Annotated in this window: 15 protein-coding genes; 5 read left to right on the forward strand and 10 right to left on the reverse strand. The window is 64.9% G+C overall.

Features of this window, described 5'->3' with window-relative positions:
• Window positions 1–3: 3 nt before the first annotated feature.
• Complete coding sequence (gene cysE / locus shn_RS15650; RefSeq protein ID WP_145925945.1) at window positions 4–816, forward strand: serine O-acetyltransferase; 813 nt, start codon at window positions 4–6, stop codon at window positions 814–816.
• A gap of 90 nt (window positions 817–906) precedes the next feature.
• Here the strand turns inward: cysE and shn_RS15655 are convergent, their stop codons facing one another.
• Window positions 907–1,197 carry a hypothetical protein gene (locus shn_RS15655; protein ID WP_064331226.1) on the reverse strand — a complete coding sequence of 97 codons (291 nt, stop codon included), beginning with the start codon at window positions 1,195–1,197 and terminating at the stop codon, window positions 907–909.
• 324 nt (window positions 1,198–1,521) lie between these two features.
• Here shn_RS15655 and shn_RS15660 point away from each other — a divergent pair, with 324 nt between their 5' ends.
• Complete coding sequence (locus shn_RS15660; RefSeq protein WP_064331227.1) at window positions 1,522–2,613, forward strand: outer membrane beta-barrel protein; 1,092 nt, start codon at window positions 1,522–1,524, stop codon at window positions 2,611–2,613.
• 48 nt (window positions 2,614–2,661) lie between these two features.
• On the opposite strand, the gene shn_RS15665 is transcribed toward shn_RS15660, so the two are convergent.
• From shn_RS15665 to odc2, 5 genes are all read right to left on the reverse strand, one after another.
• Window positions 2,662–3,108, reverse strand: coding sequence for a glyoxalase superfamily protein (locus shn_RS15665; protein WP_064331228.1), 447 nt, complete (start codon window positions 3,106–3,108; stop codon window positions 2,662–2,664).
• A gap of 269 nt (window positions 3,109–3,377) precedes the next feature.
• Window positions 3,378–4,397, reverse strand: a complete 1,020-nt coding sequence (locus shn_RS15670; protein WP_084438325.1) for a serine hydrolase — start codon at window positions 4,395–4,397, stop codon at window positions 3,378–3,380.
• Between the two features lie 113 nt (window positions 4,398–4,510).
• Window positions 4,511–5,197: an OmpW family protein gene (locus tag shn_RS15675; protein WP_064331230.1), complete on the reverse strand. Its 687-nt coding sequence runs from the start codon at window positions 5,195–5,197 to the stop codon at window positions 4,511–4,513.
• Window positions 5,198–5,392: 195 nt separating this feature from the next.
• A complete protein-coding gene (locus shn_RS15680; RefSeq protein ID WP_064331231.1) occupies window positions 5,393–5,983 on the reverse strand; it encodes a GNAT family N-acetyltransferase in 591 nt (196 codons plus the stop codon).
• Window positions 5,984–6,075: 92 nt separating this feature from the next.
• Window positions 6,076–7,209: an ornithine/lysine decarboxylase gene (gene odc2 / locus shn_RS15685; RefSeq protein ID WP_064332643.1), complete on the reverse strand. Its 1,134-nt coding sequence runs from the start codon at window positions 7,207–7,209 to the stop codon at window positions 6,076–6,078.
• 560 nt (window positions 7,210–7,769) lie between these two features.
• On the opposite strand from odc2, the gene shn_RS15690 reads away from it, so the two are divergent.
• From shn_RS15690 to shn_RS15700, 3 genes are all read left to right on the forward strand, one after another.
• Window positions 7,770–8,675 (forward strand): LysR family transcriptional regulator, encoded by a 906-nt coding sequence (locus shn_RS15690; protein WP_064331232.1) that lies wholly within the window; start codon window positions 7,770–7,772, stop codon window positions 8,673–8,675.
• A gap of 87 nt (window positions 8,676–8,762) precedes the next feature.
• The gene (locus tag shn_RS15695) at window positions 8,763–9,404 is read left to right on the forward strand and encodes a DUF1007 family protein (protein WP_064331233.1); all 642 of its coding nucleotides are present in this window, start codon (window positions 8,763–8,765) and stop codon (window positions 9,402–9,404) included.
• Window positions 9,398–10,405, forward strand: a complete 1,008-nt coding sequence (locus shn_RS15700; protein WP_064331234.1) for a nickel/cobalt transporter — start codon at window positions 9,398–9,400, stop codon at window positions 10,403–10,405. The genes shn_RS15695 and shn_RS15700 overlap by 7 nt, the downstream gene beginning before the upstream one ends.
• A 9-nt stretch (window positions 10,406–10,414) precedes the next feature.
• Here shn_RS15700 and shn_RS15705 read toward each other — a convergent pair whose 3' ends face one another.
• From shn_RS15705 to shn_RS15720, 4 genes are all read right to left on the reverse strand, one after another.
• Window positions 10,415–10,627 (reverse strand): hypothetical protein, encoded by a 213-nt coding sequence (locus shn_RS15705; RefSeq protein ID WP_064331235.1) that lies wholly within the window; start codon window positions 10,625–10,627, stop codon window positions 10,415–10,417.
• Window positions 10,624–11,313 carry a GNAT family N-acetyltransferase gene (locus shn_RS15710; RefSeq protein ID WP_064331236.1) on the reverse strand — a complete coding sequence of 230 codons (690 nt, stop codon included), beginning with the start codon at window positions 11,311–11,313 and terminating at the stop codon, window positions 10,624–10,626. Before shn_RS15710 ends, shn_RS15705 begins: the two co-directional genes overlap by 4 nt.
• Before the next feature lie 98 nt (window positions 11,314–11,411).
• A complete protein-coding gene (locus shn_RS15715; RefSeq protein WP_064331237.1) occupies window positions 11,412–12,104 on the reverse strand; it encodes a tellurite resistance TerB family protein in 693 nt (230 codons plus the stop codon).
• 135 nt (window positions 12,105–12,239) lie between these two features.
• Window positions 12,240–12,878 (reverse strand): 2-dehydro-3-deoxy-phosphogluconate aldolase, encoded by a 639-nt coding sequence (locus shn_RS15720; RefSeq protein ID WP_064331238.1) that lies wholly within the window; start codon window positions 12,876–12,878, stop codon window positions 12,240–12,242.
• Window positions 12,879–12,978: the final 100 nt, after the last annotated feature.

The raw sequence follows: 12,978 nt of genomic DNA on the forward strand, positions 1-12,978 counted from the left end.
ACCGTGGCGCGTCAGGTGATCAAGTTTGCCTCCCCCGTCGCCAGGCATCCGGAAAGACGGATCTGGACCGACATACGGGCCGCAGCGCAGCATCGCGCCGACGACCAGCCGCATCTTGCCGAATTGCTTCGCCCCATCCTAGCGGCCACGACGGGCCGGCAGATGCTGATCGGCACGCTCGCCGCGCGGCTCGCCCACGCGGCCGGCGACCGGGCACTTGCGGCGAACGTCCTTGCCTCCATCGAAGACGGTACGCTTCTCGAAGAGACCGAGGCCGATATCCTGGCGATCGTCACGCGCGACCCGGCCAATCCCGATCCGCTCACCGTCCTCCTCCATCTCAAGGGGTTCCAGGCCCTGCAGGTCCACCGCTTCGCCCATCGCCTCTGGCACGCGGGCCGCATGGAAGGCGCGCGCTGGCTGGCCTCGCAGGCCTCGCTGGTCTTCGGCCTGGATATCCACCCTGCCGCGCGCATGGGCCGCGGCATCATGCTCGACCATGGTTCCGGCATCGTCATCGGCGAAACGGCCGTCGTGGAGGATGACGTCTCGATGCTGCAGCAGGTCACGCTCGGCGGCACGGGCCGCGACAAGGGCGACCGTCACCCGAAGGTGCGCCGCGGCGTGCTGATCGGGGCCGGTGCCAAGATCCTCGGCAATATCGAGATCGGCGCTCATAGCAAGATCGCCGCGGGAAGCGTGGTGGTGGAGCCCGTTCCGCCGCACACGACCGTCGCCGGCGTTCCCGCCAGGATCGTCCGCGTCCACCCGGCGGACGAGATGCCGGCCGTGACCATGGACCAGCAGATCGACTGATCCGTCACCCGCCTCCCCTGAAAACGGGAAGACCCGGGAGAGCGGCGCTCTCCCGGGCCCCGCTGACCGCACGGGCGGGGATGAATGCGGTCAGCGCTTGGGCTTCTTGCAACCGCAGTCGCTGCCGCCGAGAATGCCCAGCGTGTTGCCGTTGAGGATGCCCGACAAGGTGCCGTTGAGCACGCCGTTCAGCACGTTGTTGCCGCGATTGTCACTGAGGATATCGCCGACCCCGACGCCGACACTCGGGGCGATCACGACACCGCCCGTCTTGTTGTTGTTCAGGATGCCGAGGCCGCCGAGCAGGCTGCCGGCCGATGCCTGGCCGGCGCCGGCGATTGCGAAGACGGTTGCGATGGCGATGATGCGGGTCTTGTTCATGCTCTCTCTCCTTCGGTTGTGTACCTCACTGGTACGCAATCGAAGGTAATATAAGCGCTGATTTACTCAACCGGATTTCCCAGTCATAGAAAACAGTTAACCATAATGTAGACAAGTTTAACAATTCCCAACCTAAAACAAGCAAAGGTGGTATAAATCAGACTTTTCAGTTGAAAATCAACTATTGAGGGAATTTTTAACCATGCAACTCTAGGATTCTGTTCCAGAAACGGACAGAGGCAGAATTCGATGCGCTTCCTTGGTGGCTTGCTTTGCGCGGCTTCAATACTGGCCTGGCACAACCCGACAGAAGCCGATTCAACCTTGGATTACAAGGTCGGCAAGGGCTGGAGCTCAAATATTTTTCAGGATCCGACCCAACTTTCGGCCGCTTTCGGCGAGGCGAAACTCGCGCTGCGCGGCAGCCTGGCGCTGGAGGACTCCCAGTTGGCCTATGCGCTGAGCACGAGCGCCCGGCGCGTGCCGAAATACCGTTTCGCCGACCAGCGCACGGCCGGATTCGAAGTCGGCTACGCCTATGATGTCGGCAAGGCGGTGAAGCTGACGTTGAAGGGCAGCCTTGAACATCGGCGCAACGGCGATCTCTTTCTCGCCCTGCCCGGCGCGCTGATCGGCTACCGCAAGGACGATGTCTTCGCGACGGCAAGCGCCGGCCTGACGGTCGACCATTCGGGCGGCCGCAATCACCTGACCGCGGCCCTCTCGAACCTCGACCGCGGCAAGGCACATTTCACGCTCGCCGGCCTGAAGCCGACCCAGCTCGAAGCCGGATACAGCCTGCTGGACGTCACCGGCGGCCATATCCGTCCGCTGCTCGGCGGCGAGGTGGGCGCGACGCTGCAATACCGGGCAAGCCACATTGCCGGTGCCGAGCGCAGGACGTTCGGTCGCTTTCCGGCCGAAACCCTGCGTGGCTCGCTCGCCTATGGCCGGGTCTACGGCAACGGCATCACCCTGATGGCTGAGGCCGGCGTCGTCGGCATAACCAGCCCCCATCTCGGCGAGACCGTCGAGCGTGCCCGCCCTTTCCTCAAGGGTGAAGTGACCTGGCAATTGCCGCACAAGGCCGTGCTGAAGGCAAAACTGGCGCGCGACCTCCAGCTCGCCGATATCGACGATCCGCTCGCCGAGGACATGCGCACCATCGGCCTCTCGCTGGAAAAGGCAGTGACGGAAAAACTGACGCTGACGCTCGCCTACGAGCAGGCCTATAGCGACTGGCTCTACTACGACTACCGCACGCGCACGAAATCGGCCGCCGCCACGCTGACCTATAGGCTGCCAAGGGGCGCGACGGTGGCGCTGGAATACAGCCATCTCGTGCGCCGCGAAAACGACAAGGCCGCCGATTTCACGGTCGACGGCCTTGCAGTGCGGTTTGCCGGTTCCTTCTGAAGCCGCTGCAGCAACGGTGTGCAGCGGCTTTGCGCAAGCCAAAGGGCCTCACCATTCGAGTTCGAGATGCGGCCGGCCGTTCGAGGTCTTTTCCATGGTCCTGCCCGTTTCATCGACGGTGCAATGCACGCGCTGGCGAAAAGCGGAAAAGCTGTCGAAGGTCACCACATCGACCGGCTCGTCGAAATGCAGCACCATGCGGTAACGGCCGGGCTGACCGGTCAGCGCCTGCACGCCCAGCACCTGCGCATCGAAAGGCTGGCCGAGATAGTGGCCGCGCACGCGCGCGCCGAGCATCCACGGATTGAATGGCGGCCGGTTGCCGACGACCGCATGCAACGTGTTCCAGTCGCGAAAGCCGTATTGGGCGGCGACGAGTTCGAGGGCACGGGAATGGGAAAGAGCCTGGCCGTCCTCGCAAAAGCGGGCGCGCAGCCGCCTTGCCTGGTCTTTCAGGGCGTCAAGCGATGGAAGGGGCGTCGATGATGAACGCATGTCGGATCTCCAGTCGGTGCATGCGTCTTTTCGGAGGGAGCCCGCATTGCCACCGGTTCGCATGCCTGATGCTGGAAGACCGATTTTCTGAAGGAGAGACTTCACCAAAGCTTGCGCTCGCGGACGGCAGGGGCTCTCACCCTTGCCTCGCACATAAGGCCTTGCCGGCCTCCTGTCAAATCCGCCGCCGGCTCGACCGCATCTGCGGCACGCTGCTGGCGCTTGCCGGATCCCTTGCCTTGTCCCGCCATGCGCCGACCCGGGCAGCCTCAGCCCTCCGCCGAGCCGATGATCTTCGCCAGGAGGTCGTGCAGCTCGTCGCGATAGCCGGAGCGCGCGGACGGCCCGCTCTCGTCGGAGGTCATGGCGACCGTCAGGCCGAGATCGGGCACGACATAGAGCATCTGGCCGCCAAAACCCCAGGCGAAATGGACCGTCTTGCCGCCGATCACGCGTTCGAACCAGCCATAGCCGTAGCCGTCGTTGGAGAAGCGGGAATTGGTGCGCGACGTCCAGGACCGGCGGATCCAGTCTTCCGGCACGAGTTGCTCGCCCCTGGCCGTGCGCCCGCCATTGCGGTAGAGCTCGCCGAAGGCCAGCAGCGAGCGGGTGCTCATCGCCATCTGGTTGCCGCCGAGATAGACGCCCTGCGGGTCGCGGTCCCAGGCGCCGATGCGAAAGCCCTCGACCGGCCCCAGCCAGTCACGCGCAAGCTTCAGGGTGGATTTGCCCCCGACCTTCGTCAGGATGGCCGAAAGCAGGTGCGTGGAGCCGGTCGAATAGAGCATGCGGCCGCCCGGCTCGTCGACGAAGGGCATGGCGAGCGCAGCACGCACCCAGTTGCGGCTGGCGATCCAGCGTCCGTAATTGCCGCCGGAGGTGCGATCCAGCCCCGCCTGCATGGAAAGGAGATGGCCGATCGTGATGCGGTCGAGCCGCGGATCGCGCTCCGCCGGCAGGTCGCCGGAAAGGATCGGCGCGATCGGCTGGTCGACGCCTTCCAGCAGGCCCTTGTCGATCGCGATGCCGACGAGGGCGGAGATGATCGATTTGGAAGCGGACTTGATATTGGTGCTTTCGGCCGGCGTATGGCCGCCATAGCCCCGCTCGGCGACGATCTCACCGTCCCGAGCCACGACGACGGCCCTTAGCTGCGACAGCGCGGCGGCAGCCTCCAGCGTCTCGGCGATCGTCTGTGCCGGCTGCACGACGGCCGGTTGCTGCGCATGCACGGCAGGCGGCGGCGTGATGGCAAGCGCGAGCGAAAGTCCGGCGATAAGAGCGTGCATCCTCATGCCATGGCACATAGGCGCAGGCCGGCGCGAATTCATGGCCGATTGCCGGTTTTCACGCAATGTTGAAGGCGCCCACCCTGCCGGGCGGGCGCTTCGGAATCTCGTCGTCAGAAGCGGTAGGTAACGCCGGCACCGACGAGCCAGGGATTGAGCTTCGCCTTGCCGGTGAGCGGCGCGCCGTCGAAATCGACCTTCCATTTGGGCTCGAGGAAGATCTTCTTCACGTCGAAGTTCACGCCCCAGTGGTCGTCCAGCATGTAGTCGAAACCGACCTGCAGGGCTGCGCCGACCTTGTTCTCGATGTCGAGATTGGAGAACCTGCCCGAGCCGGACTGCTCATAGAAAAGGCTGTAGTTCACCCCGGCGCCGACATAGGGCTTGAAGGCGCCGAAATCGGTGAAGTGATATTGCAGCGTCACCGTCGGCGGCAGCAGCCAGGCCTTGCCCACCTTGCCGAGGCCCTCGATCGCGCCGTCCGCATGGACATTCGCATAGGTCGTGCCGAGAATGAGTTCGGCCGCGATGTTGTCGGTGAAGAAATAGGAAATGTCGAGCTCCGGAATGACCGTATCCGTATAGGAGAGGTCGGAACCCGGGATACCGTTCACCGAACCGGAATCGTTCGTGATGACGCCGAGGCCGCGCACGCGGATCTGCCAGGGGCTCTGCGCCGCGAAATCAACGGTCGCCTCCGACGGCGCCATGCGCTCCTCAAGATCGGCGGCGAGCGCCTGCCCAGCCAGCAGCCCCAGACCGGCGGCAAGGGCGGCACGCCCCATCCAATGTCCCTTCATGTCGTCTCTCCATCAAACGCGACTCGTCTTTGCGAGCGCGACTATGGAGCGGCAGGGTGCGAGGCTCCCTTGAGATGGATCAATCAGCGGCAGGCGAATGGGAAGATTGGCGCGAATACCACGCCAATCTTGACAATTATCCAATTAAAACAATGATAAACATCAGACAAAGGGCCGGCAGGTCGCCGGTCCGTCTCAGGCCGCCTTGCGCAGCTCCGCCGCCACCCGGCGGCGACCGCTAGCGACGAGCACGCCGGCGGCATCGGCCAGCCAGCCATCCTTCAGCTCCAGCCCGAGGAAACGGCGGCGCTCGAACGGGCCGGGCATGACGAGATGTTGTGCCTTGTCGGCGAAGAAGCCGAAGCGCTCGTAATATTCAGGATCACCGACCAGCAGCACCGCGCCGTGGCCACGATCGCGCGCCTCGGTGATCACCGCCCGCATCAGCGCGCCACCGATGCCCTTGCCTTCATGTTCGCAATCGACGGCGAGCGGGCCGAGCAGCAGCGCCGGCACGGCGTTGCCGTCCGGATCGACACCCGCCTCGACATTCCACAGCCGTACAGTGCCGATGACGTGGCCATCCGCATCGCGGGCGACAAGCGCGAGGCCTTCGGCCGGCATGCGGCCCCGGCGGATCTTTTCCGACGACTTGCGGAAGCGGGCCTCGCCCATGACGCGGTCGAGCAGGCGCTCGCGCGCAACGACGTCGCCGGCGTTTTCCCGGTCGATGGCGAAGGCGGCATGCGCGAAGAACGCGCGGACAGAATCAAGAACAGTGGCCATCTCTGGGCCTCCCGCACTCAAAACCGATTCAAACGGTATCCGGAACAAATTGTGAAGGCTGGCGCTCCCGCAGGGACGGGAGCGCCAGGTGGTCAGATGACGTAGGCCTTGAGCGGCTCGAAGCCGTTGAAGGCGACGGCCGAGTAGGTCGTCGTATAGGCGCCGGTGCCCTCGATCAGGACCTCGTCACCGATCGAAAGGGTGATCGGCAGCGGATACATGTTCTTCTCGTACATCACGTCGGCCGAATCGCAGGTCGGGCCGGCGAGCACGCAGGGCTCCATCGCATCCTGATCGCGCACGGTGCGGATCGGGTAGCGGATCGCCTCGTCCATGGTTTCGGCGAGACCGCCGAACTTGCCGATGTCGAGGAAGACCCAGCGGTGGTTGTCATTGTCGGACTTCTTCGAGACGAGAACGACTTCCGCCTTGATGACGCCCGCATTGCCGACCATGCCGCGGCCCGGCTCGATGATGGTTTCCGGGATCTGGTTGCCGAAGTGCTTCTTCAACGCGCCGAAGATCGCCTGGCCATAGGCTTCGGCGGAGGGCACGTCGCGCAGGTACTTCGTCGGGAAACCGCCGCCCATGTTGACCATCTTGAGTTCGATGCCCTGCTTGGCAAGCTGCACGAAGACGCGCTTGGCATCGGCAAGCGCCGAATCCCAGGCATCGAGCTTCGTCATCTGCGAGCCGACGTGGAACGACACGCCGTAGGACACCAGGCCGAGCTGGTGGGCGTAGACGAGCACGTCGACGGCCATCTGCGGCACGCAGCCGAACTTGCGCGACAGCGGCCATTCGGCGCCTTCGCCATCCGTCAGCACGCGGCAGAACACGCGCGCGCCGGGCGCGGCACGGGAAATCTTCTCCACTTCCTCATGGCTGTCGACGGCGAAGAGCGAGACGCCGAGCGCATGCGCCTTGGCGACATCACGCTCCTTCTTGATCGTGTTGCCGAAGGAGATGCGGGAAGCGGTCGCGCCGGCATCGAGCGCCATTTCGATCTCGGCGACGGACGCGCAATCGAAGTTGGAGCCCATGGAGGCGAGCAGGCGCAGGATCTCCGGCGCCGGGTTGGCCTTGACGGCATAGTAGATGGCGCTGTCGGGCAGCGCGTGGCGGAAGGCCTTGAAATTGTCCCGCACGACATCGAGGTCGACCACGAGGCACGGGCCGTCGGGACGTCGGGTGTTCAGGAAGTCGATAATACGTGCAGAGGTCATCTCGGTATTCCCCATATCCAGGTTGCTCCGGGAAACCCCGGAGGACAAAGGGCAGAATGCAGGCACGCTCTGGAACCAGCCGGTGGAGACCCCGGAACCAAGCATGCGCATCATGCGCGAACGGTGAACCGAAGCCCGCCTAGGCTTCAATTCGGCTTTGTCTGCCATGGATTGGCGGGAGAACCCGACCGCACGTCCGGCAATGAAGGTGTGCCTCTTCAGTAACCCCGGCTGTTGGAAAGCCGGCAGACACCAGAAAGGCCCGCACCGTCGTTGCTTCAAGATGTCCTCGCTCTTCCGGTTGGCCGGAGAAACGACTGGAGGGGTTAATTCCAGGTACCTTACCGATTTCCTCACCAATTCGAGGGTCGGCGGACACCCACAGGCACGTGCGACTTTGGGCAAGGCGGGAGATAAGAAGAATCGCTGTCGTAATCAAGAGGTTTTTTGCGAAATGCTATTGAAAATATTCCGGCAGCCACGACATTCGCCGGACTGGTTTTCTAGAGAATGCTGATAACGCACCGGCCACCGTTTCGGCCGCAGCCGAATGGGGACACATGGATACTCTGACCCGAATTCGCGCCTTCATCGACGTCGTCGACGCCGAAGGCTTTTCCGCCGCCTCCCGCAAGACCGGCCGCTCCAAGGCGCTGCTGTCGAAATATGTGCGCGAACTGGAAGACGAGCTCGGCACGCTCCTCCTCAACCGCACGACCCGCCAGTTCTCGATGACCGAGGCCGGCCATACCTACTATCGCACCGCCTCCGACATCCTGAAGGAGATCGACAACCTTGCCGACCTCGTGCGCGAGAAGAACACGGACCTGCGCGGCAAGCTGAAAGTCTCCGCCCCGCGCACCTTCGTCGACGCCGATATCGGCCAGTCGCTCATCGATTTCGGCAAGGAGCATCCTGAACTCTCGCTGGAAATCGTCTCGGACGACCGTTTCGTCGATCTCGTCGAGGAAGGCTTCGACGTCGCCGTCCGCATCACACGGCTCGAGGATTCCGCCCTCATCGCGCGCAAGCTCGGCGATTTCTACCTGAAGATCTGCGTCAGCGAGGAATTTCTCGAACGGGTCGGCCCGATCAACCATCCAAGCGACCTCGCCCGCCTGCCCTGCATCATCGACACCAATGGCAAGTCGCACAGCAACTGGCGCTTCATCGACGAGAAGGGCACGGGCTTTTCCGTGCCGGTCGGCGGCCATATAGAGGTGAACAGCCCGACGGCGGCGGTGCGCGCGGCAGCGAGCGGCCTCGGCGTCGCGCAGGTGCCGGCCTTCATCGCCCGCCATTGCCTCGACAACGGCAAGATCGTCTCGATCCTGGAGGATTACCTGCCGACGGACCGCGGTATCTATGCGATCTATCCGCACCGCCGCTACCTGCCGGCGAAGGTGCGCACCTTCGTCGACTTCCTGCACGGCTGGTTCCGCCGCAATCCCGGCATCGAGGCTTGAGGCGACCGGGCGGAGGTCCCAATTCCGACCCATTTGCGTTACATTCAACCGGTCGATTCTGAACGCCGCCGCGAGAGGACATACCCCATGCGCTTCCTCCCCCTCCTCGTTGCCGGAGCAGCCATCATCGCCCCGGCTGCGGCCCTCGCCCATCCGCATATCTTCGCGGAGGCGCGGCTGGAGGTGGTGGCCGGCGAGGATGGCACGGTCAGCGAATTGCGCAATGTCTGGCGTTTCGACGAGATGTTCTCGGCCAGCGTCGTGATGGACTTCGACAAGAACAGCAATGCCGAACTCGACCCGGACGAACTGGCGGAAGTCGGCCAGACCGTGCTCGAATCGCTGGAAGAGTTCAGCTACTACACGACGATCACCGAGGATGGCAAAACCATCAAGGTCGCCAAGCCCGACGCGATCAACGTCGACTACAAGGACGGCCAGCTCCTGATGTTCTTCACCGTCAAGCCGGGCGAGACCATGCCGCTCAAGGGCACGCTCACCTTCGGCGTCTACGATCCCACCATGTATGCCGCGATGGACTTCGCCTCGGATGACGACCTCATCGCCGTCGGCGACAAGTTCGCCGCCTGCAAGCGGGCCGTCGTGCGGCCGGACCCGGACGAGGTGCTCGCCCAGAACCAGGACAGCCTGACGGAAGCCTTCTTCAACGACCCGGCCGGCACCGACATGTCGAAACTCTTCGCCACCCGTCTGGAGCTGACATGCTGACCCGCAGCCGGGCTCTCGCCCTTCTCACGCTGACGCTCGCGATCGCCGCGGCCGCCGGCCTTGCCCACGCCCAGTCGCCGCTCGGTATCGGCTCGGCCGAACCCGGCTTCAACACGACGGGCACCTTCGGCAGCCTGTTCGGCTGGATCAACGCGCAGCAGCAGGGCTTCTACCGCGCCATGACCGGCGCGCTGAAGGAGATGCGCGAAAATCCCTGGGCGGCCTCGACGCTGGTCGGCCTCTCCTTCGCCTACGGCGTCTTCCATGCCGCCGGCCCCGGCCACGGCAAGGCCGTCATCTCCTCCTACATGCTGGCGAACGAGGTCGAGCTGAAGCGCGGCGTCTTGCTCTCCTTCCTCTCCTCGATCCTGCAGGGCATCGTCGCCATCCTGCTCGTCGGCGCGGCCTATCTCTTCCTGCGCGGCACCACGGTCTCGATGACCGATGCCACCCGCGCGCTCGAAATCGGCAGCTATGCCCTCATCGCCCTTTTCGGCGCCTGGCTGCTCTTCAGGAAGCTGCGGCCGGCGGAACGCCGGGCCTCGGCGCTCGGCGCACAGGCGGTCGAGGTGCACGATCATTACCACCATGGCCATGCGCATCACCACCACCATGCCGGTGAAATCTGCTCGACCTGCGGCCATGCCCATGCGCCGGATCCCTCGCTGCTGAAGGGCGAGCGCTTTGCGCTGCGCGAGGCCTGGTCGGCCATCGTCGCCGTGGGCCTCAGGCCCTGCTCGGGCGCGCTGATCGTGCTGAGCTTCGCGCTTCTGAACGGTCTCTATCTCGGCGGTGTGCTCGCCGTCGTCGCCATGTCGATCGGCACGGCCATCACCGTTTCCATCCTCGCCACCCTCGCCGTCACGGCCAAGGGCGCGGCCGTACGTTTCGCCGGCAACGGCTCGGCGGCCGCCCGCGTCGGCAGCGCCATCGAGATCGGCGGCGCCGCGCTGGTCATGGTGCTGGGACTGCTGCTGCTCGGCGCCGCGCTGCAGGGCTGAGACGCCGCTTTAATTGCCACGGCTGCGCTGGTAGCGCGCCCGGAGCCAGAAGAGCAGGAAGAAACCGAGCACGAGCAGCGTGCCGAAGACGCCCGCCAGCCACGGCGAGACGTCGCCGAGCGCGATCATCACGCTCGGCAGGAAATAGAACACCACGCCCGTTCCGAGCAGGATGAGGAGCGCGGCCAGCGCCGGCGACTTGCCCTTGCGCTCCCCGCTCATGCCGCGCCCGCCTTGATCTCGGCGCGGATGTCTTCGAGGCGACGTTTCTGCTGACCGCCGGCATCGAAATTGTCGGGCGAGAGCCAGGCGTCGAAGGCCTTGGCAAGAACAGGCCATTCGCCGTCGATGATCGAGAACCAGGCGGTGTCGCGGTTCTCGCCCTTGGACAGCATGTGCTGGCGGAAGACACCCTCGAAGGTGAAGCCGAGGCGGGCGGCGGTGCGCTTGCTGGCCGCGTTGCCGTTGTGGCATTTCCACTCGTAGCGGCGATAGCCGAGGTCCTCGAAGACGTGCTTGGCGAGCAGGTACTGCGCCTCGGTGGAAAGCGGCGAGCGGGACATGCCGCCGCCATGGGCGATGCCGCCGATCTCGACCACGCCGTTCGCCGGGTCCGGCCGCATGTAATGCGCCATGCCGACGACCTTGCCGGCCGCCTTGTCGATGATGACCTCGCGCACCCAGCCGGACTTGATGACCGATTCCGACCAGGCATCGAAATCCTCGATACCGGCAAAATCGGCCTGCGTGAAATAGCGCAGCAGCGGATTGATCTGCATGCCGCCGAACGCATCCCAGAGCGCCTGGAGATGTTTCGCGCGCTCATAGGGCTCCAGACGCACGCTACGCCCTTCGAGGACGACGGGCGACGGGGCCGGGCACCCTTTCCAGTCTTTGAGATCGCGCATGAGAATTCTCCTTCGGTCTTGCCGAAGGGATAGAGCAGGCGCCCTGCGCGCGCAATGCGCAAAACGGGGAGCGGCGTTCGGCCGCTCCCCCGAAAGGTTCAGACGGTGGCGGCGGAAACCGTCGCCTCGATATGGTCGACCAGTGCGTCCGGCAGGCCGAGGCGGCCGGCGAGCAGATCGAGGTAACCGCGTTCGGCACGCGACTTCGGCTCGATGGCGAGGCGCGAGGCGGTGTAGAGCTCGACGCGCTGCTCCTCGGTCTTGGCCGCGGCGATGATCGCGTCGAGATCGACCGGGTTGGCAAGCTCATCCTCAAGGAACTGCGCCGCGTCGGCGCCAAGGCCGGAGACCTTCAGCTTGTCCATGATGCGGGCGCGCTCGGCCTCGTCGATATGGCCGTCGGCGCGCGAGGCGGCGATCATGGCGCGCACGAGGATGAGGGCGAAATCGGTGCTGACGGCCTCGGGGTGGAAGCCGGAATCGGTCGGCGGCGGCAAGAGTTCCGGTGTCGTGCCCTGCGCGGTCTCGGCAGGGTTCTGGCCGGCCTGGTAGTTCTTGTAGGCCTGGTAGCCGAGGCCGGCGATGGCGGCGAGGCTGCCGAGCTTCAGCGCGGAACCGGCGACCTTGCGCCCGCCGCCCGTGCCGAGCAGCACGCCGGCAATGGCGATGGTGGCAAGCGGGTTGTCCTTGGCGAGCTGCGTCACCTGGCCGGCGCGGTCGCGCACGGACCCGCCGGCGCCGGGCACCTGCGAACCGAGGAACTGGTCAAGCAACTTCTTGGCGTCAAACATGGGCGGTCTCCGTTTCGCTTGTTCTCTTGTCATCGCAAGGGCCGACAGCAAGGCAAGATAGGAATGCACGACCGCAATTACAAACGCATAACGGGCGACCAAGGGCCGCCCGTCTGCAAATCCGCTGAACCTGCCTCAGCCCTTCAGCGCCGCCGCTTCCGCGGCGAGCTTCGTGATGCCCGCCCAGTCGCCCTTGGCGACGAGGTCCTTCGGCGCCACCCAGGAGCCGCCGACGCAGACGACATTGGGGAGCGAGAGATAGTCGCGGGCATTGGCAAGCGAAATGCCGCCCGTCGGGCAGAACAGCGTGCCGGCGAGCGGCGAGGACAGCGACTTCAGATAGGCGGCGCCGCCGGCCTGCTCGGCGGGGAAGAACTTCAGCACCTGGTAGCCCTCCTCGCGAAGGCCCATGACCTCGCTGGCGGTGGCGGCGCCCGGCAGCAGGGGGATATCGCTGTCGGCGGCCGCGTCGATCAGCTCCTGCGTCGTGCCGGGGCTGACGATGAACTGCGAGCCGGCCTCGACGGCCGCCTCGAACTGCGCCGCGTTGAGGATCGTGCCGGCACCGGCGACGGCGCCCTCGACCTCGTTGGCGACAGCGCGGATCGCCTCCAGCGCGGCGGGCGTGCGCAGCGTGATCTCGATGGCCTTGAGGCCGCCTGCCACCAGCGCGCGCGCCAGCGGAACGGCGCTCGAAAGGTCATCGATGACCAGCACCGGCACGACCGGCTGCAGCTTCAGGACGGAAAGGAGCTTGGCGTTCTTCTCGCTCATTGGCACGACCTTTTAAAACGATTGAATTTTGACCCGAATAGCGCGTCTGCGACGTCGTGTCGAGCCTAAAGCATAAAGGCTTCTCTTGTCATGACAGACT

This window comes from Shinella sp. HZN7, assembly GCF_001652565.1.
Taxonomy (GTDB): domain Bacteria; phylum Pseudomonadota; class Alphaproteobacteria; order Rhizobiales; family Rhizobiaceae; genus Shinella; species Shinella granuli.

What these genes read in the sequence shown, in the direction of transcription:
- shn_RS15655 (WP_064331226.1), bottom strand. Translation starts at nt 1,197, where the DNA reads ATGAACAAGACCCGCATCATCGCCATCGCAACCGTCTTCGCAATCGCC.
- shn_RS15665 (WP_064331228.1), bottom strand. Translation starts at nt 3,108, where the DNA reads ATGCGTTCATCATCGACGCCCCTTCCATCGCTTGACGCCCTGAAAGAC.
- shn_RS15670 (WP_084438325.1), bottom strand. Translation starts at nt 4,397, where the DNA reads ATGCACGCTCTTATCGCCGGACTTTCGCTCGCGCTTGCCATCACGCCG.
- shn_RS15675 (WP_064331230.1), bottom strand. Translation starts at nt 5,197, where the DNA reads ATGAAGGGACATTGGATGGGGCGTGCCGCCCTTGCCGCCGGTCTGGGG.
- shn_RS15680 (WP_064331231.1), bottom strand. Translation starts at nt 5,983, where the DNA reads ATGGCCACTGTTCTTGATTCTGTCCGCGCGTTCTTCGCGCATGCCGCC.
- odc2 (WP_064332643.1), bottom strand. Translation starts at nt 7,209, where the DNA reads ATGACCTCTGCACGTATTATCGACTTCCTGAACACCCGACGTCCCGAC.
- shn_RS15690 (WP_064331232.1), top strand. Translation starts at nt 7,770, where the DNA reads ATGGATACTCTGACCCGAATTCGCGCCTTCATCGACGTCGTCGACGCC.
- shn_RS15695 (WP_064331233.1), top strand. Translation starts at nt 8,763, where the DNA reads ATGCGCTTCCTCCCCCTCCTCGTTGCCGGAGCAGCCATCATCGCCCCG.
- shn_RS15700 (WP_064331234.1), top strand. Translation starts at nt 9,398, where the DNA reads ATGCTGACCCGCAGCCGGGCTCTCGCCCTTCTCACGCTGACGCTCGCG.
- shn_RS15705 (WP_064331235.1), bottom strand. Translation starts at nt 10,627, where the DNA reads ATGAGCGGGGAGCGCAAGGGCAAGTCGCCGGCGCTGGCCGCGCTCCTC.
- shn_RS15710 (WP_064331236.1), bottom strand. Translation starts at nt 11,313, where the DNA reads ATGCGCGATCTCAAAGACTGGAAAGGGTGCCCGGCCCCGTCGCCCGTC.
- shn_RS15715 (WP_064331237.1), bottom strand. Translation starts at nt 12,104, where the DNA reads ATGTTTGACGCCAAGAAGTTGCTTGACCAGTTCCTCGGTTCGCAGGTG.
- shn_RS15720 (WP_064331238.1), bottom strand. Translation starts at nt 12,878, where the DNA reads ATGAGCGAGAAGAACGCCAAGCTCCTTTCCGTCCTGAAGCTGCAGCCG.